The following is a 16,361-nucleotide window of genomic DNA, read 5'->3' on the forward strand; positions in this document are numbered from 1 at the left end:
AGTTTATAGCAAATTAAAGTTTGGTGTAATTTTTTGTATTGAATAGGTTGATTAATAGGGTAGTTGATTGTAAACCTGTTTGCCATTTATAAAAGGGTGTTATTGTTTAAAACTTAATTAATCTAATAAGCCCTATTGGCCCCAATACGCTTAAAAAAACCTAAATTTGTAACCCTGATATGTATCTGCAGCAACTCTCTTTTATCAACTTTAAAAATTATGCCGGCGCCGAGCTAACGCTTAGCGAAGGGGTAAATGCATTTGTGGGGAATAACGGCGCGGGTAAAACCAATTTGTTAGATGCGGTGCACTACCTTTCGTTATGTAAAAGCTATTTTAACCCGATTGATAGCCAGCAGATAAAGCAAGGTGCCGACTTTTTTATGATCAACGGCATTTTTCAAAAAAACAATAATAAAGAAGTTGTAGCCTGCGGCGTAAAACGCAATCAAAAAAAACAATTTAAACGTAATAAGAAAGATTACCAGCGCCTTGCGGACCATATTGGCCTGTTGCCGCTGGTAATGATATCGCCATACGATATTAGTATTATCATTGAGGGCAGCGAGGAGCGCCGCAAATTTGTTGATAATGTAATATCGCAAACAGATAATAACTACCTGGATGAGTTGATAGCTTACAACAAGTTTTTAGCCAACCGTAATTCGCTGTTAAAGCAAATTGCCGATACCGGCAGGTACGATCCTGATCTATTAGCCGTGTTAGATGAGCAGTTAACCGTATCCGGTACGCGCATTTTTGAAAAGCGCAGAATTTTTATGGAGGCTTTTACGGGTATATTTAACCTGCATTACCAATTTATAAGCGAAGATGCCGAACAAGTAGAACTGATATACGAATCGCAACTATTGCAGGATAACCTTGCTGTGCTGTTAAACAAAAGTATGGAGCGCGATAGGGTGCTGGAACGTACCACCATGGGTATACATAAAGACGACCTGCAATTTAACATACATGGCATGCCCATGAAAAAGTTTGGTTCTCAAGGGCAGCAAAAGAGTTTTTTAATAGCGCTTAAACTGGCACAATACACCTTTCTTACACAAAAAAAAGGCTTTAAGCCTCTTTTGTTGTTAGATGATATATTTGATAAGCTGGATGATAACCGGGTTACCAAGCTGATGCAAATGGTAAGTAATAACGATTTTGGCCAGGTATTTATAACCGATACCAGTATGGCCAGGGTTAAAGGCGTGTTTGATAACTTAAAGGTTGATGTTAAACTTTTTAAAGTAAAGGAGGGCAGCATTGATACGTAAAACCAACGATAAATCGCTTAAAGACGCGATTGAGCAAATGCTTAATGTTTATAAAATTAAGCGCCGCTTTGATGAAACCGGCATTGTAAACCATTGGCCCGAATTGGTAGGTAAATCGGTAGCTAACCGCACCAAGGAGCTGTTTATACGCGATAAGAAATTATTTTTGCGGATAGAATCGTCTGTAATAAAAAATGAATTGGTTTTAATGCGCAGCCAGATCATCCAAAAAATAAACGACGAAGCCAAAACTGAACTGGTAGAAGAAATAGTGTTTTTGTAACAGCCTATTTATTGGCGATGTGGTTGTTGTTGATGCGGTTTAAACGCATACGCATAGGCACATTAGGAAAAATGTCATCCATAATTTGCGAGAAAGCCAATAATATTACCCCCGGGAAGATGAAGGCAAGTTGCGCTTCGGGGTGATTTCTGAATACGTCTAAAAATGAGGTAACAATAAGCACTATTACAAAGGAGTAGATTATGTACTTAAAAAGTAGTTTCATTGCCTTGAATTAGTGATTGTTATGTGCTGATTTATAGTAGCAAAGTAAATGTAAACAGATGCGTTGTATAAAGCAAGGAAAAGGGTAAAAATAATTATGGGTGTAACGTTTATGTTACACCCTATAACTATCAATTAAAATCTTTCGAATGCCGAAAAGAAAAAGTTGCCTTCTATAGCAGCATTTTCGTCAGAGTCTGATCCATGCACCGCGTTTGCATCAATTGATTTAGCAAACAGGTTACGGATAGTATCCGGCTCAGCCTTACTTGGGTCGGTAGCGCCAATTAACTTGCGGAAGTCTTCGATAGCGTTATCCTTCTCTAAAATAGCCGCAACAATAGGGCCTGATGACATAAAGCCAACAAGGTCTGCAAAAAAGCCGCGCTCGCGGTGCACTGCGTAAAATTCGCCTGCTTTTTCGGCGCTTAGCGCAGTGTATTTAAGCGCTACTATTTTAAAACCTTCTTTGGTTATTTTATCTAAAATCGCGCCAATATGCCCGTTTGCAACTGCATCGGGCTTTATCATAGTAAATGTTCTGTTGGTTTGCATTATAATATATGTGTAAAATCCTAAAATGTAATAGGCTTTATATTAAGGCCTAAAGAGCGGCAAAAATAGGGTTTTATAACTGAAACCTAAAGCTTTTGCAACAAATATGCTACACGGAATTAATTAATTTACTTAGCTTTGCAGCTCTTTAAAAATTGATGTTGGATTTAGCCTCGCTTACCGGACTTTTAGGTCAACCCCAAAAAATAGTTATAACAACCCATCATAAACCTGATGGCGATGCTATGGGTTCGTCATTAGGCTTGTATAATTACCTTATACAGCAAGGCCACCATGCCAAAGTAATTGCCCCTACAGATTATCCTGAGTTTTTAAACTGGATGCCCGGCAACGAAGAAGTAATTATCTATACCGAAAATACCGAACTATCGGCCCGGCTGATAGCTGAGGCAGCCATTGTTTTTTGCCTTGATTTTAACAGCCTTAGCCGCATAAACGAAATGGGCGAACTGGTAAGGGAAAGTAAGGCCTATAAAGTAATGATAGACCACCACCTGGAGCCCGAAGATTTTGACGACTACAGGCATTGGGATATTAACGCGTGTGCAGCCGCGCAATTAGTTTATGATTTTATTGTAAACCAATTACAACATAAAGAATTAATTAATGCCGATGTAGCCACCTGCTTGTATACCGGTATCATGACAGATTCTGCATCGTTCCGCTTACCAAAAACTACAGCCGCTGTTCATCGCATGGTTGCTGATTTGATAGATGCCGGAGCAGTTAACTGGCGTATACACGAGTTGATATACAGCAGCTCGTCTGAAAACCGCTTAAAGTTTTTGGGCCATTGCCTTGCAAACTGTTTAGAAGTTTTACCCGAATACAATACTGCCATAATAGCCGTTAATAAAGCGGACTTAGACAGATTTGATGTTAATACCGGCGATACCGAAGGCATTGTTAATTACGCCTTATCAATTGCAAGTGTGCGTTTAGCGGCATTTATAGTTGAGCGTTCAGATAAGGTTAAACTTTCTTTACGATCAAAAGGAGAATTTCCGGCGAATGATATTTGTAAAAAGTACTTTAGCGGCGGCGGGCACCGTAATGCTGCAGGCGGGGTATCAACCGAGCCGCTTGATAGCACAGTAAATAAATTTAAATCGATATTACCAGAATATAAAACACTATTAGTACAGTAAAAAAGAAGTAAACAAAAAAATGAGAAAAAACCTATTGATCATGGCAGTAGCAGCTTTAGGGCTTGCAAGCTGTAAAGGTGGATTTAAGCAGGCCGATGGCGGTTTGTTATACAATATTCGCGTAGACAAATCGGGGCCAAACATTAAGGTTGGCGATTTTATTAGCCTTAACCTAATATTAAAAACCGAAAGCGACTCTGTAATTGGCAGCACCTACGAGCTTGGCCGCCCTATACCGCAATTGGTACAAAAAGAACAGCGCAAAGGCGATATATCATCAGCAATGCTGCTTTTAAGTGAAGGCGACAGTGCTACAGTTAAATTAAACATTGATAGTATGTTTAAAAAAGGCGCGCCAAGGCCACCGGGCATTAAAGGTAAGTACTTGGTTTACGAAGTTAAGATCGAAAAAGTAATACCACGTGGTAACCTTAGCGATGTTGTTTTCCAGGGTCGTATAACCGAGCTGTTTAAACAACAGGCCGATGCGATAAAAAAACAAGAGCCTGCAAAAATTAAAAAGTTTGTTGATGATAATAAATTAAAAACCACTACTACCAAATCGGGCCTGCAATATGTAATCACTAAACCGGGTTCGGGGCCAAACGCGCAAGCAGGCGATACCGCTGTGGTAAACTATACAGGTAAATTGCTTAGCGGTAAGCTTTTTGATAGTAGCCTTAAAGAAGAAGCACTTAAAGCAAAACAACCTATTGACCCACGCCGTAAATTTGAGCCAATACGTGTTGCCGTTGGTGCAGGTAGGGTAATAAAGGGATGGGATGAAGGCCTGATGTTATTAAACAAAGGTGCAAAAGCTACTTTGGTTATTCCTTCAGATTTAGGTTGGGGCGAGCAAGGCGCACCGCCATTGATCACTCCATTCTCTCCGGTTACCTTCGAGGTAGAGATGGTTGATATTATAAAAGCCAACCCTAATGCACCAAAAACGGTAGCTCCGGTAGCACCGCAACAATAATTAAGATAAACTTTACAGCCTTCCGGAGTATACCCGGAAGGCTTTTTTTATGATGAAAAATACTATTTGTTCGATATTGATATTAAGCGCATGCATATTTAATGCTGCTGCACAGGATGCCGTAACTACTACCCCAAAAGGAGTTAAATGCCAGGTGGTAACACCTGGTGGTGGCGAAAAAATAAAGCAAAACGATGTAATTACGTTTAACGTAACACAGCGTACTGATAAAGATTCGGTGTTATTTAGTACTTATATGCAGGGCCGCCCTGTAAAGGTACAGGTGCACCCGTCAACTAATCCGGGCGATCTGATGGACGTATTCCCGTTGTTGGCTAATAATGACAGCGCCATAGTTAAAGTACCGGTCGATTCTGTTTTTAAAGGCCACGAAGCCGAGATGCCGCCATTTTTTAAAAAGGGTGGCTTTATAGATTTTACTTTGAAGATAGTTAAGGTACAATCGTTAACCGAAGCTATTGCCGAACGTAACGAGGCCCTGGCTAAGCTAAAGGCAAACGAAGGCATAGCCGCTGATGCTTATATAAAAAGCCACAACCTGGCACCAGTTACTACTGCATCAGGCTTAAAATATATAGTAAAAGTTGCCGGTACCAAGCCAAAGCCACAACCCGGCGATACCGTTTATGTGAATTATACGGGCCGTACTCTTGCAGGTAAGGTATTTGATACCAGTATTGAAGCTGATGCTAAAGCAGCGGGCGTATATAACCCGGATCGCCCTTACGAGCCTTTAACCTTTGCTGTTGGCACGCAGCGCGTTATCGCTGGTTGGGATGAGGGCTTAATGCTATTGAACGAAGGCTCAAAGGCTACTTTCATCGTTCCATCGGCACTGGCTTATGGCGAGCAGGGATCGGGCCCGGATATTGGCCCTAATGCAACACTTTTGTTCGACCTGGAGTTGGTAAAGGTAGTGCGGGTAAAACATGGTGCCGTACCGCCGGTAAGCAAAGCCCCGGTTAAAAAGGCACTGCCTAAAAAACGGACAACAATTAAAAAGAAAAATTAATCGTTATAAAAAGCCTTCTGCAAAGAAGGCTTTTTTATTTTTGTGCCATGGTATTAACCGATACACATACCCATTTATACTACGAAACGATAGCCGAAAAGCGTGACGAGCTGATGCAGCGCTGCCGCGATAATAAGGTAGACCGCTTGTTTTTGCCAAACGTGGATGCCGCATCGGTACCGCTGATGTTTGACCTGCTGAATGCCTACCCCGATAATTGTTACCCTATGCTGGGCTTGCACCCATGCTCGGTTAAAGACAATTGGGAACATGAACTGGCCGTTATACAGCCGGCATTGCATCAGCATACGATATATGCGATAGGCGAAATTGGTATAGACCTTTACTGGGATAAAACATTTTTAACAGAACAAATACAGGCTTTTAAATTGCAAATTAAATGGGCCAAGCAATTAAGGCTGCCTATTGTGATACATTGCCGCGATGCTTTCGACGAGGTTTACCAGGTACTAACAGAAGAAAAAGGGAGCGACCTTAGAGGGATATTCCACTGTTTTACGGGCACTTTAGAGCAAGCCCAAAAAGTAATAGCCCTTGGTTTTTACCTGGGGATAGGTGGCGTGGTTACCTATAAAAATGCCGGGTTAGACAAAATCTTACCGCAAATTGACTTAAAGCATATCGTTTTAGAAACTGATTCTCCGTACCTTACACCGGTTCCGTACAGGGGTAAACCAAACGAAAGCGCTTATTTAACATATGTTGCCCAAAAGGTGGCAGAACTGCACCAAACCGATATTGAAACCGTGGCAAACATCACCACTAAAAATTCGAAAGACGTATTTGGTGTATAATTAAATTGTATTTTTATAGCATAAACCTATTTTTCATGAGCCAAATACTGATCATCTATACCGGTGGAACTATAGGTATGATGACTGACCCTGTTAGTAAAGTACTTGTACCTATTAATTTTGAGCAGATAATGGATAATGTGCCGGAATTAGAGAAGCTTAACTGTAAAATTAAGGTTCACTCTTTCGAGCAGATCATCGATTCATCAAACATGAACCCTGCCATATGGAGCGAACTTGCAGGCTTAATACAAGCAAATTATGATAAGGTAGATGGCTTTGTTATACTGCACGGCTCAGATACCATGGCCTTTACAGCATCGGCCTTAAGTTTTATGCTGCAAAACTTAAATAAGCCGGTTATACTCACCGGGTCGCAGTTGCCTATTAGCGCGGTACGTACCGATGCCAAGGAAAACCTGATGACGGCCATTGAAATAGCCAAGGCAAAAAAGAACGATCACTCGCGCGTACCCGAGGTTTGTATATATTTCGATTACAAACTGTTTAGAGGTAATCGCGCGTTTAAATATAATTCATCAAAGTTCGAGGCATTCCGGTCGCCAAATTACCCTATCCTTGCCGAATCGGGTGTGCACCTGCGCTTTAGCGCAAACGATATAAGGCAACCCGGCGAAGGCCCACTAAAAGTGCATAACAGCATGGTAAGCGATGTTGCCGTTTTAAAGCTTTACCCCGGTATTAGCCCCAAAGTGGTTGAAACTATTTTAGGTGCCGATGTACGTGGCATAGTGATGGAAACCTTTGGTGCCGGCAACACTACTACCGACCAATGGTTTATTGATTTGCTTGACAAGGCCATACAAAGCGGTAAGGTAATACTGGATATATCGCAATGTAAGGTAGGCACGGTTGAGCTTGGCAGATACGAAACCAGCAAGCAGCTAAAAGATATTGGCGTAGCCACAGGTTACGACATGACCTACGAAGCCGCCGTTACCAAAATGATGTACCTGCTTGGCGAGATAGACGACCCGAAAGAAGTAAAACGCTGCCTTGAAACAGACCTGCGCGGCGAGCTTACCGAGTCGTAGGTTAAAACATTTTTTTGCGTACCATTTCCATAAATCCTTCTCTGAATTTATCGCTTACCGGTATTTGTTTAGCGCCTATATAAATATGGTTGTCCTGTACCTTATTGAGCAATTTAGTATTTACAATGTAGGAATTGTGTACCCTTACAAAGGGTGCGGGTAATTGCTCTTCAATATCTTTTAAACGGCGGTATATCAGTAATTCTTCCGTGCCGGTAACCAGGCGCACATATTCTTTTTCACCTTCAAAATAGAGTACTTCATCAAGCAATAGCTTCCTTAAGGTTTTGCCTGTTTTTACAAAAAAGTAATCATCGTCGGCCCTGGCTTCGGTTTGGTTGCCAACCACTTGTTTGCTAAAAGCTGCCTCTATTTTTTGAATAGCTGCCAAAAAACGTTTAAGTGTTATTGGCTTTAACAGGTAATCTATTGTATTAAAGGCATAACTATCCGCGGCGTGTTCGGCATAGGCGGTAGTAAATATAATTTTAGTTTCCTTGGGCAACAGGCCAGCCAGCTCCATGCCGGTAAGATGCGGCATGTTGATGTCTAAAAATATAAAATCGACCGGGTGTTTCTTCAAAAAGTCTATAGCTTCTAAAGCATTGTAACATTTGCCTAAAAGCTGCCATTGTGTAGTTTGGGCAATCAGTACCTCAAGCAGGTTTACCGCGTTAGGCTCATCATCAATAATAATGCACTTTAAGCTCATGCCAGTGGTATGTTTAACGAAGCTGTAAAAACCGTCCCATTATTTTCTATATCCATATCAAACGCTTTACCATACAATAATACCAATCGTTTGCGCAAGTTTTGAATGCCAAAACCGGTGGATGGTGCATTAACTTTTTGTGGGATGGTATTGCTGGTGGTAAACAGCAGGCGGTTATCTAACTGCGATAGTTTTATCTCTATTTTATTTTGGCTGCTGCTTTTATCAATTCCGTGTTTAAAAATATTCTCAACAAAGGTCATCAGCAACATGGGCGGCAGGCTCACTGTTGTATCGCAGGTATTGGTGAAGGTAATATCAATAGCATACCTGATGCGTATTTTTTCGAGTGCTATATAGTTTTCTAAAAACTGTACCTCGGTATTTATTGATACCTTTTGTTTAGGGCTCTCATCTACAAAATAGCGCATAATGTCCGATAGGCGCTCAATCAGCGCCGCGGTACGTGGGGCTTCCAGGTAGGCTTCGTAATAAATATTATTAAGGGTGTTAAACAAAAAATGCGGCTGTACCTGCGATTTTAACAGGTTAAGCTCGGCCTCATTCTTTTGCGCTAATATATCTTCCGATTGCTGCTTTAGTGTGAAGTAGGCAATGGCTATGCGAAACACAAAGCTGAGCAAGAATATCATTACCCCGCCTATTGTGATACTTATAAAAGCTTTAAGCGTCATTGCTTCGGGGTGTTTGGCAAAAAGTATGTTATATACCCCCATGGTTATAAAACCACGCAATGCACCTATTACAAGCAGGAATACAACTACCGAAACTATATACAATAGCAATTGCCCCTCTTGATAAAACCGGGGAAACAGAAACAAAATATTGCCATAAACAATGGCGGCATAAAAGCAGGTATATATTATTGCATAAACGGTTGCCTGCACAAAGCCATCCATGGTTATCAGCGATAGCATGAGGACTAAAAATACAAACACCCAAACCAGCCACTGTAGTTGTGCAATAGTGGGTTTACCCTTAAACAATAACATGCTTAAAAGTACAAAGCTTTTTTATTGTAGCCCATGCTTTTAAACAAAGGGGTGTATTTATTCAATCAATTGCCGTAAATGTTAAATAAAGGGGTGTATAGCTGTAAAAAGCTGATCGGTTAAATATACCAGCCCGATAGTTGAAATTATTTGACAGGTGTTTTGGCAACAGGCAGTTTTGTTGTAATAAACAAAGGCTTAACCAAATCCATAAAAAAAAGATCATGAAAATTTTATCAACAGCGGCTATTATATACACTACGCTTGCAACCTTGTTTTTATCAGCCCGGCCACAATCCGCATCGGCACAAACAGATACCATCAGGTTAGCAGATAAGCGCCTGAACACGGCTGCATTAAAACCCGGTACGCGCCAATATTTGGTTTACTTCCAAAACCCTAAAAAGCAAAAAAGCCTGAGTTTTATGCTTTGGCTGCGCAATACACAAATATCAAACCGCGACGGGCAAAAAGTGTTTATAACCACCCAGCACTGGTATGGTAACGATAGCACCAGCTACCGCGAGGCATATTCGGTAAACCGACTGAGCGATTTTGCACCCATATATCATTCAGAAACTATTGCTAATAAAAACAGGGCGTATAATTGGGCGGCCAATAAAATAACAGGCGCCGATAGCGCAGCCACCAATACCGTTAAAAACTTTGCGCTTGATTTTAAAGAGCCTACCCTAAACTGGAATTTGGACATAGAAACTTTTGAAATGCTGCCACTTGCAGCAGGTAAAACATTTGCTATTAATTTTTATGATACGGGCAGCATACCACCGGCCTATGTATTATACAAAGTAACAGGCAGCGAGATAGTAACCACCCTTGATAACCAAAAGATTGACTGCTGGAAACTGTTTAACGAAAGCGATTACCAGGGCAGGCACTTTACCGAAACTTTTTGGATAAGCAAGAAAGGCCATGAATTATTAAAAGAAGAAGATACTTTTAACGGTGGCTACCGTTACAAAATTAAGATGCCCGGCCTTACGCCTGATGTAGCAGAAAGATTTAAGGTGAAATAATGTTGCCGGTATTAACAAATCATAAATATTTTAATGTGGTGTAGGGGTAAGGCATATTAACATTGTATTAGGTGTATAAATAAAAAATATACACCAATGATAATAGCTTTAGTAACATGGTTGTTTAAGAAATATGCCATGCCGGCCATTAGCCGATATAAAAAAATGCCTGCTAAAGGCGCAGCAGCCATACTGTTAATGCTGTTGGCAACTACAAGTGCGTTTGCCCAGGAACAAACTACCAAATACAATGTTATGCGGGGTGGCAAGGTAATAGGCCATCTGGACCTTTACCAAAAGCGCAACGGCGATGATGTATACCTTAAAATGATATCGGAAGTAAAGGTTAAATTTATTTTTAGCGTTAAGGTAGATTGCAACGAGGAATCATTATTTCAGAATGGAAAACTGATTAACTCGCGGGTATTGCGTAAGGTGAACGATAAGCAAAAGGCCGACAGGCAAACACGTGCGGTAGGCGATGGCTACCAAACGCTTGCCGAAGGCAAAACCGGCGAACAGGTTACCCCAAAAGCTATAAACGCCAACCTGATGCTGCTATACACGCACGAGCCCGAAAACAACACGCAGGTATATTCCGACAATTTTCAGCAGTTTTTAAAGGTAAAGCAAACCGGTAACCACGTATACCGTATAGACCTGCCCGACGGTAATTATAACTACTACTCGTATACTAATGGTATTTGCAGCAAGGTTGATATTCATCACTCGTTATACACTATTCAAATTCAGCTGGCCTAATAAAGCAAAAGGTTATGAATTTGAGCGCTAAAGCCGTTATATTTAACGCATATTTTCACCAGTTAACAGTGGAATACAGCGATAGCACGGTTATAACTTTATTAAAGCAGGGCAGCGAGAAGGTATTTGAAAAGGTATTTAAAGACCATTTTAAAACCCTGCACAGCTATGCATACACTTTTTTAAAAGATGACGAGTTGGCCGAAGAGGTTGTACAAAATGTATTTTGCCGTATTTGGGAGAGGCGCGAACAACTAAAGACAGATGGCTCGATAAAAGCTTATTTATACAGATCGGTACATAACGAATGCCTTAACTACATCAAACATCAAAAGGTTAAGGCCGGTTTCCAGGTGTATTATGCTGCAGAGATGGAACAATCAGAAGATAATTCATCCAAAAAAGTAATGGCCAACGAGCTGGAGAAGCATATACAAAAAGCCATGAGCGAGTTGCCGCAGCAATGTCGCATCATTTTCCAGATGAGCCGCTTTGACCAATTAAAGTACCAGCAAATAGCCGATGAGATGGGCCTATCCATTAAAACCATCGAAAACCAAATGGGCAAAGCCTTAAAGTTGATGCGCTTAAAGCTGGCCGAATTTTTAACCCTATTATTTGTTTTATTTATTAGCAGATGAGTAAAAGCGATACCCATATGAACGATGATCTGCTGGTGAAATACCTGGTTGGCGAAGCTACGCCCGCCGAAAGCATGCAGGTGCAGGATTGGATAGCCGCTGCTGACGAAAACCGTGTACACTATCAGCAACTTAAAACCATTTGGGACCAAAGCCTGCAAATCGCTGCTACGCGTAATGTGGATGAAGATGCAGCATACGCGCGTTTACAAAGCCGTATAAAAAGTAGTCCACAAAACGGCGCTGTTGTTAGGCCTATGTTTACACCAAAGTGGGCATCAATAGCGGCATCTATTATAGTAATATGCACTATTGGCTACTTTGCCTTCAACTATTTTAACAGGGTTACCATAGTAACCCTGCAAAGCCAAAACGCGGTAGTTACACAAACCCTGCCCGATGGATCAGTAGTTACGCTTAACGCCATGTCTAAGCTGGCCTACCCAAAAAACTTTAAGGGCAGCACCCGCCAGGTGCGTTTATTAGGTGAGGCATTTTTTAAAGTCACTAAAGATAAAACGAAGCCATTTATAATAAGGGTAAACGATGTAACGGTTAAGGTGGTGGGTACGTTTTTCAATATAAAAAGCAGGGAGGGTAAAACCGAAGTGGTGGTGCAAACCGGTATTGTTAAGGTAAGCAAGGCGCAAAACAGCGTTACCTTAACCCCTGGCGAAAAAACAGAGGTAGTTAAAGGCAGCAGTAATTTATTAAAGCAAACCATAAGCGGCAACCTGTATAGCTATTATGTAAATAAGAAATTGGTGTGTAACCAAACACCGTTAGCAGACCTGGTAAAGGCGCTAAACCAGATATACGGAGCTGATATTGTGATAGCCAATCCTAAAATAGAGCAATTGCCTATTACCACTGTTTTTAAAGACCAAACCCTTGCGCAAACGCTTATGGTTGTTGAAGAAACATTTAATATTTCGGTTGAGCGCAAAAATGGCCGTATCATCCTTAAATAACACATTGCCTACATTAATGCATAAAATTAACCGCTGGCTGTTTGTTGGTTTGCTTGTTACACTGTTACCGGCGGTAAGCAACAGCCTGTTTGCACAGGGTACACTGGCCCGCAACATATCTATACATGTAAAAGGCCAGCGTTTAGGCACGGTGTTAAAAACCATGGAGGAGCGGGGTAACTTTTACTTTTCGTATAACAGCAATATTGTTAAAAGGGACAGCCTGGTTACCATTGATGCCGACAACTGGACGGTAAAAGAAGTGCTGGACCGTATGCTGAGCAACCGTTTCGAGTACAAACAAGCCAATAACTTTATTATCCTGCGTTATGCGCCCCTGCACCTGGATCTTACCACCCAAAAATCGGCTGCGGAGGGCAGCGAGTATGTAATAAATGGTTTTGTAAGCGACGAGCAGAGCGGCAAAAAACTGCCTAACGCAAGTGTGTACGAGCGTAACCTGTTACAATCGGCCTTAACGGACGAGAATGGTTATTTTGAACTGCGCGTAAAAAACGAAGGCGCGCAGGTACAGCTAACCATCAGTAAAGAATTATATAAGGATACCACCATTAACTTTTTAAGCGAAGTTAACGTAACTAAACAGGGCGGGCGCAGCGCTTTGTATTATGCCCTTAACGATGACCCTGAAGGAATAGAGACTACATCGATCGGACGTATGTTCCTCTCTACCGCACGGCAAATACAAGCTGTAAACCTGCGGGGGCTTATAGCTAATGCGCCGTTTCAGGCTTCGGCAATACCCAATGTAAGCACCCATGGCGAAATGAATGGCCAAATTGTAAACACCGTATCGCTTAATGCGGTTGGTGGCTACAATGCAGGTGTAGATGGCTTTGAACTGGGTATTATTTTTAATCTTGATAAAGGTGATGTGCGCAGCGTGCAGTTGGCCGGTGTGTTTAACGTGGTGGGCGGTTCGGTAGGTGGTTTTCAGTTGGGTGGGCTATACAATAATGTGCTGGGTAATGTAAACGGGGTGCAGCTGGCTATTTTGCATAACAGCGTTAAAAAGAATTTAAATGGCGCGCAGCTCAGTTTATACAACCACGTAAGGGGCAAAGCCGATGGCATACAAATAGCGCCCCTGGGTAACATTGTAAATAAAAATGTTGACGGTATACAAATAGCCGGACTCGCTAATATAGACCACGCCAAATTTGAGGGCGTGCAGATAGGGCTTTTTAATTACACCAAAAACCTGCGCGGTATGCAAATAGGCCTGGTAAATATTGCCGATACCTCGTCGGGCTTTAGCCTGGGGCTGATCAACTACGCGCGCAACGGATATTTTAAAATAAGCCTGCTGGCTAACGAAACGCTTAACGCTAACCTGGCCATCAAATCGGGCAGCCGGAATTTTTATACCATTTATACCGGTGGGGCAAGGCTAAACCCGGATAGCAAAATATATGGCTTTGGTATGGGCTTTGGTACTTTAACAGGCAAGGGCACAGTAGCCTTTAACCCCGAAATAAGCAGCCGATACCTGTATGAAGGCACCTGGCGATATGCTAACTTTTTAAACCGGCTAGATGCTAATATTAACGTAAGGCTGGCCAAGCGTATAACCCTATTGGCGGGCCCATCGGTAAACTTTTACTATACCGAGCAGGGCACTGCTATTAATAGTTACGCGCTGGCGCAAAACCTGCAACACAATTTTAGTGCAAGCACCCGGCAGTTTTGGTGGGTAGGCTGGAACGTAGGGTTAAATTTCTTTTAACTCAATCATCCACCTCAACATCGCCCAGTTTAATGATGTTGTGGTCTATCAGTATCTTTACCAGTTTATCCATCGAAAAATCAAGCGGCAGATCAAAGCAGGTGTAGGAGTCGTTGGTTTTAACACGGCAAAGCTCGCGGGTAAATTCAAACACCAGCCCGCTAAAAATGCCCGAAACAACGGCTACCGTATTGCTATCAATAAACCTGAAGCTATTACGCGTTTTGCTAAAAAAGCTGCATAAGCTTTTTATATGCCTGTATGTAATTATCGACCGTACCATTAGCTTTTCAAAATTACTTTTAACCGGCTTTTGATGATGTTATATTTAACAAAAGTGGGTAAAATACTGTTCAATAAAACCATTAATTTATTTATCATGCCGGGTATAATTTCTTTCTTACCCTTTAGCAAACCATCAATAGCTATTTTGGCCACATCTTCGGCCTCAAAAATAGTAGCGCGCGATATTCCCGTTAGCGTATTGTTCATTACCAAAAGTTCGGGCTTGGTATTTATGCCGCCTGGGCTAAGCAGGCTTATTTTTATATTACTGCCGGCAAGCTCCAGTTGCAGGCATTTGGTAAAGTAGCGTATAAAGCATTTGGTAGCGCCGTACACTTGCTTTTTGGGCACCACAAATAAACCGCCCAGGCTGCCAACATTTAGCAGGTAGGTGGTAACCGTTTCATCGGCCTGCTCTAAAAATAATCGTGTTAGCAAAACCGGGGTGAGCACATTCAGCTCTATTTGTTTTTTATAAAAGCCTATACCTTTTTGGTTAAACCAATCCCAATTGCCCAGCCCGGCATTGTTTATCAGCATGTGGGCCTTTAGGTTTTTTGCCTGCAGATGTGTAAATATGGCAGGGTAGCTATCCGTATCGGTAAGGTCCAACTCAAGCGCGTCAATCCTCACGGCAAAGTTTTTACGGATGTAGCTGGCCAGGTGGGGCAGGCCCGAGTGTGGCAGGGCCACCAGCACCAGGTTAATATTGCGTTTAGCCAGTTCAATAGCTAACGATTTGCCAAGGCCTTCGCTGGCGCCGGTTACAATGGCGGTTAATGCGGTCATGTTAGTTGGCTTTAATATAATTAACGGTTCGTTGTATGCCTTCGGTAAAGGGGGTAATGTTGTAGCCCAGTTGGTCGGCAGCTTTTTGGCTGCTATACTTCTGGTCGAATTTTAGGCGGTCGGCAAACTCGGGCAAAAAAACAGGTGCAAAGCCGGTGAGCTTGGTTTTTAACCACTCCACCCGGCTATAAAACGCGATCGCTTTTTGCGGCACCCTCAGCATATTGCGCTGCACACCCGATACCTTATTTAATGTGGCGAAGAAATGGTTAAAGCTGATATCCTCGCCGCCTAAAATGTAGCGGTTGCCGGTAATGCCTTTGTCCATAGCGGCTATGTGGCCCTGTACAACATCATCTAAAAAAGCATAATTGGCAACTTGTTCGCCATTGCCGGGGATGATGCGCCATTTACCCTTTAAGTAACCGTAAACCATTTTGCCAACCGTATTGCTATCGGTAACCGGCCCCTCGCCAAACACCCGCGATGGGTTTACCGTAACCACGTTCAGGCCCAGCTTTACAAATTGTTGTACTTCCAGCTCGGCCAGGTATTTGGTGCGCTCATAAGCTATCGGGAAGCCTACTATACGGGGCTCGTTCTCGGTTACAGGGTATTTAAGGGTAGGCCCCCAAACCCCACAGGTAGATGTGTAAACTATTTTATTTATACCTTTTATTGCGGCACTATCCAGCACATTGCGGGTACCGGTTACATTGGTCTCTAAAAAATCGTTTTCATTTGGGCACCACATTTTGGCCATAGCGGCGGTATGGTAAACCTGTGTACAGCCATCCATTGCCTTTAGCAGGCTGTAGTTGTCTAATATGTCGCCTTTAACCGGCTCAATGTTTTTATGCTTTACAAGGTATGGGTGGTTAATGTTGCGGCAAAGTGCCTTTACCTCATATCCTTTATCAGCAAGGGTTAAATTAAGTTGCCGGCCAATAAAGCCGGTTGCACCTGTTACTAATATTTTCATACCCGTAATACAACAGGTGGGGCGTTTA

At 42.1% G+C, this 16,361-nt stretch carries 19 protein-coding genes; 12 read left to right on the plus strand and 7 right to left on the minus strand.

Annotated elements, in window-relative coordinates; all coding sequences use genetic code 11:
• Positions 1-179 precede the first annotated feature (179 nt).
• Both FFF34_015855 and FFF34_015860 read left to right on the plus strand, forming a co-directional pair.
• On the plus strand, positions 180-1,280 hold the full coding sequence (locus FFF34_015855) for a DNA replication/repair protein RecF (GenBank protein TSD64030.1): 1,101 nt from the start codon (positions 180-182) through the stop codon (positions 1,278-1,280).
• On the plus strand, positions 1,273-1,563 hold the full coding sequence (locus FFF34_015860) for a DUF721 domain-containing protein (GenBank protein ID TSD64185.1): 291 nt from the start codon (positions 1,273-1,275) through the stop codon (positions 1,561-1,563). The genes FFF34_015855 and FFF34_015860 overlap by 8 nt, the downstream gene beginning before the upstream one ends.
• Before the next feature lie 4 nt (positions 1,564-1,567).
• Here FFF34_015860 and FFF34_015865 read toward each other — a convergent pair whose 3' ends face one another.
• Together FFF34_015865 and FFF34_015870 are read right to left on the minus strand one after the other, a co-directional pair.
• Entirely contained in the window at positions 1,568-1,789 is a 222-nt protein-coding gene (locus FFF34_015865; protein TSD64031.1) for a hypothetical protein, read from the minus strand.
• A 134-nt stretch (positions 1,790-1,923) separates the two neighbouring features.
• A complete protein-coding gene (locus FFF34_015870; GenBank protein ID TSD64032.1) occupies positions 1,924-2,343 on the minus strand; it encodes a nucleoside-diphosphate kinase in 420 nt (139 codons plus the stop codon).
• Positions 2,344-2,501: 158 nt separating this feature from the next.
• Between FFF34_015870 and FFF34_015875 the strand changes: the two genes are divergently transcribed.
• From FFF34_015875 to FFF34_015895, 5 genes are all read left to right on the plus strand, one after another.
• Positions 2,502-3,512, plus strand: coding sequence for a bifunctional oligoribonuclease/PAP phosphatase NrnA (locus FFF34_015875; GenBank protein ID TSD64033.1), 1,011 nt, complete (start codon positions 2,502-2,504; stop codon positions 3,510-3,512).
• Between the two features lie 19 nt (positions 3,513-3,531).
• Positions 3,532-4,491 (plus strand): FKBP-type peptidylprolyl isomerase, encoded by a 960-nt coding sequence (locus FFF34_015880; protein ID TSD64034.1) that lies wholly within the window; start codon positions 3,532-3,534, stop codon positions 4,489-4,491.
• A 328-nt stretch (positions 4,492-4,819) separates the two neighbouring features.
• A complete protein-coding gene (locus FFF34_015885) occupies positions 4,820-5,524 on the plus strand; it encodes a peptidylprolyl isomerase (GenBank protein TSD64186.1) in 705 nt (234 codons plus the stop codon).
• Positions 5,525-5,571: 47 nt separating this feature from the next.
• A complete protein-coding gene (locus FFF34_015890) occupies positions 5,572-6,339 on the plus strand; it encodes a TatD family deoxyribonuclease (GenBank protein TSD64035.1) in 768 nt (255 codons plus the stop codon).
• Positions 6,340-6,374: 35 nt separating this feature from the next.
• Positions 6,375-7,394, plus strand: coding sequence for a type I asparaginase (locus FFF34_015895; protein ID TSD64036.1), 1,020 nt, complete (start codon positions 6,375-6,377; stop codon positions 7,392-7,394).
• A gap of 1 nt (position 7,395) precedes the next feature.
• Here the strand turns inward: FFF34_015895 and FFF34_015900 are convergent, their stop codons facing one another.
• Complete coding sequence (locus tag FFF34_015900; GenBank protein ID TSD64037.1) at positions 7,396-8,106, minus strand: response regulator transcription factor; 711 nt, start codon at positions 8,104-8,106, stop codon at positions 7,396-7,398.
• Positions 8,103-9,119, minus strand: a complete 1,017-nt coding sequence (locus FFF34_015905) for a hypothetical protein (GenBank protein TSD64038.1) — start codon at positions 9,117-9,119, stop codon at positions 8,103-8,105. Before FFF34_015905 ends, FFF34_015900 begins: the two co-directional genes overlap by 4 nt.
• 224 nt (positions 9,120-9,343) lie before the next feature.
• Here FFF34_015905 and FFF34_015910 point away from each other — a divergent pair, with 224 nt between their 5' ends.
• The 5 genes from FFF34_015910 to FFF34_015930 all read left to right on the plus strand — a co-directional run bounded on the left by FFF34_015910 (position 9,344) and on the right by FFF34_015930 (position 14,277).
• Positions 9,344-10,156 carry a hypothetical protein gene (locus FFF34_015910; protein ID TSD64039.1) on the plus strand — a complete coding sequence of 271 codons (813 nt, stop codon included), beginning with the start codon at positions 9,344-9,346 and terminating at the stop codon, positions 10,154-10,156.
• A gap of 96 nt (positions 10,157-10,252) precedes the next feature.
• On the plus strand, positions 10,253-10,918 hold the full coding sequence (locus tag FFF34_015915) for a hypothetical protein (protein ID TSD64040.1): 666 nt from the start codon (positions 10,253-10,255) through the stop codon (positions 10,916-10,918).
• A 14-nt stretch (positions 10,919-10,932) separates the two neighbouring features.
• Entirely contained in the window at positions 10,933-11,559 is a 627-nt protein-coding gene (locus FFF34_015920; GenBank protein ID TSD64041.1) for an RNA polymerase sigma-70 factor, read from the plus strand.
• Positions 11,556-12,530, plus strand: a complete 975-nt coding sequence (locus FFF34_015925) for a DUF4974 domain-containing protein (GenBank protein ID TSD64042.1) — start codon at positions 11,556-11,558, stop codon at positions 12,528-12,530. Before FFF34_015920 ends, FFF34_015925 begins: the two co-directional genes overlap by 4 nt.
• Entirely contained in the window at positions 12,508-14,277 is a 1,770-nt protein-coding gene (locus tag FFF34_015930) for a hypothetical protein (GenBank protein ID TSD64043.1), read from the plus strand. Before FFF34_015925 ends, FFF34_015930 begins: the two co-directional genes overlap by 23 nt.
• A 1-nt stretch (position 14,278) precedes the next feature.
• Here the strand turns inward: FFF34_015930 and FFF34_015935 are convergent, their stop codons facing one another.
• From FFF34_015935 to FFF34_015945, 3 genes are read right to left on the minus strand one after another with little or no spacing between them, the layout of a single operon-like run.
• On the minus strand, positions 14,279-14,560 hold the full coding sequence (locus FFF34_015935) for a hypothetical protein (protein ID TSD64044.1): 282 nt from the start codon (positions 14,558-14,560) through the stop codon (positions 14,279-14,281).
• Positions 14,560-15,351: an SDR family NAD(P)-dependent oxidoreductase gene (locus FFF34_015940; GenBank protein TSD64045.1), complete on the minus strand. Its 792-nt coding sequence runs from the start codon at positions 15,349-15,351 to the stop codon at positions 14,560-14,562. The genes FFF34_015935 and FFF34_015940 overlap by 1 nt, the downstream gene beginning before the upstream one ends.
• A gap of 1 nt (position 15,352) precedes the next feature.
• Positions 15,353-16,333: an NAD-dependent epimerase/dehydratase family protein gene (locus FFF34_015945; GenBank protein ID TSD64046.1), complete on the minus strand. Its 981-nt coding sequence runs from the start codon at positions 16,331-16,333 to the stop codon at positions 15,353-15,355.
• Between the last annotated feature and the right edge of the window lie 28 nt (positions 16,334-16,361).

This window comes from Inquilinus sp. KBS0705 (genome assembly GCA_005938025.2).
GTDB lineage: Bacteria > Bacteroidota > Bacteroidia > Sphingobacteriales > Sphingobacteriaceae > Mucilaginibacter.

What these genes read in the sequence shown, in the direction of transcription:
- FFF34_015855 (TSD64030.1), top strand. Translation starts at nt 180, where the DNA reads ATGTATCTGCAGCAACTCTCTTTTATCAACTTTAAAAATTATGCCGGC.
- FFF34_015865 (TSD64031.1), bottom strand. Translation starts at nt 1,789, where the DNA reads ATGAAACTACTTTTTAAGTACATAATCTACTCCTTTGTAATAGTGCTT.
- FFF34_015870 (TSD64032.1), bottom strand. Translation starts at nt 2,343, where the DNA reads ATGCAAACCAACAGAACATTTACTATGATAAAGCCCGATGCAGTTGCA.
- FFF34_015875 (TSD64033.1), top strand. Translation starts at nt 2,502, where the DNA reads ATGTTGGATTTAGCCTCGCTTACCGGACTTTTAGGTCAACCCCAAAAA.
- FFF34_015880 (TSD64034.1), top strand. Translation starts at nt 3,532, where the DNA reads ATGAGAAAAAACCTATTGATCATGGCAGTAGCAGCTTTAGGGCTTGCA.
- FFF34_015890 (TSD64035.1), top strand. Translation starts at nt 5,572, where the DNA reads ATGGTATTAACCGATACACATACCCATTTATACTACGAAACGATAGCC.
- FFF34_015895 (TSD64036.1), top strand. Translation starts at nt 6,375, where the DNA reads ATGAGCCAAATACTGATCATCTATACCGGTGGAACTATAGGTATGATG.
- FFF34_015900 (TSD64037.1), bottom strand. Translation starts at nt 8,106, where the DNA reads ATGAGCTTAAAGTGCATTATTATTGATGATGAGCCTAACGCGGTAAAC.
- FFF34_015905 (TSD64038.1), bottom strand. Translation starts at nt 9,119, where the DNA reads ATGTTATTGTTTAAGGGTAAACCCACTATTGCACAACTACAGTGGCTG.
- FFF34_015910 (TSD64039.1), top strand. Translation starts at nt 9,344, where the DNA reads ATGAAAATTTTATCAACAGCGGCTATTATATACACTACGCTTGCAACC.
- FFF34_015915 (TSD64040.1), top strand. Translation starts at nt 10,253, where the DNA reads ATGATAATAGCTTTAGTAACATGGTTGTTTAAGAAATATGCCATGCCG.
- FFF34_015920 (TSD64041.1), top strand. Translation starts at nt 10,933, where the DNA reads ATGAATTTGAGCGCTAAAGCCGTTATATTTAACGCATATTTTCACCAG.
- FFF34_015925 (TSD64042.1), top strand. Translation starts at nt 11,556, where the DNA reads ATGAGTAAAAGCGATACCCATATGAACGATGATCTGCTGGTGAAATAC.
- FFF34_015930 (TSD64043.1), top strand. Translation starts at nt 12,508, where the DNA reads ATGGCCGTATCATCCTTAAATAACACATTGCCTACATTAATGCATAAA.
- FFF34_015935 (TSD64044.1), bottom strand. Translation starts at nt 14,560, where the DNA reads ATGGTACGGTCGATAATTACATACAGGCATATAAAAAGCTTATGCAGC.
- FFF34_015940 (TSD64045.1), bottom strand. Translation starts at nt 15,351, where the DNA reads ATGACCGCATTAACCGCCATTGTAACCGGCGCCAGCGAAGGCCTTGGC.
- FFF34_015945 (TSD64046.1), bottom strand. Translation starts at nt 16,333, where the DNA reads ATGAAAATATTAGTAACAGGTGCAACCGGCTTTATTGGCCGGCAACTT.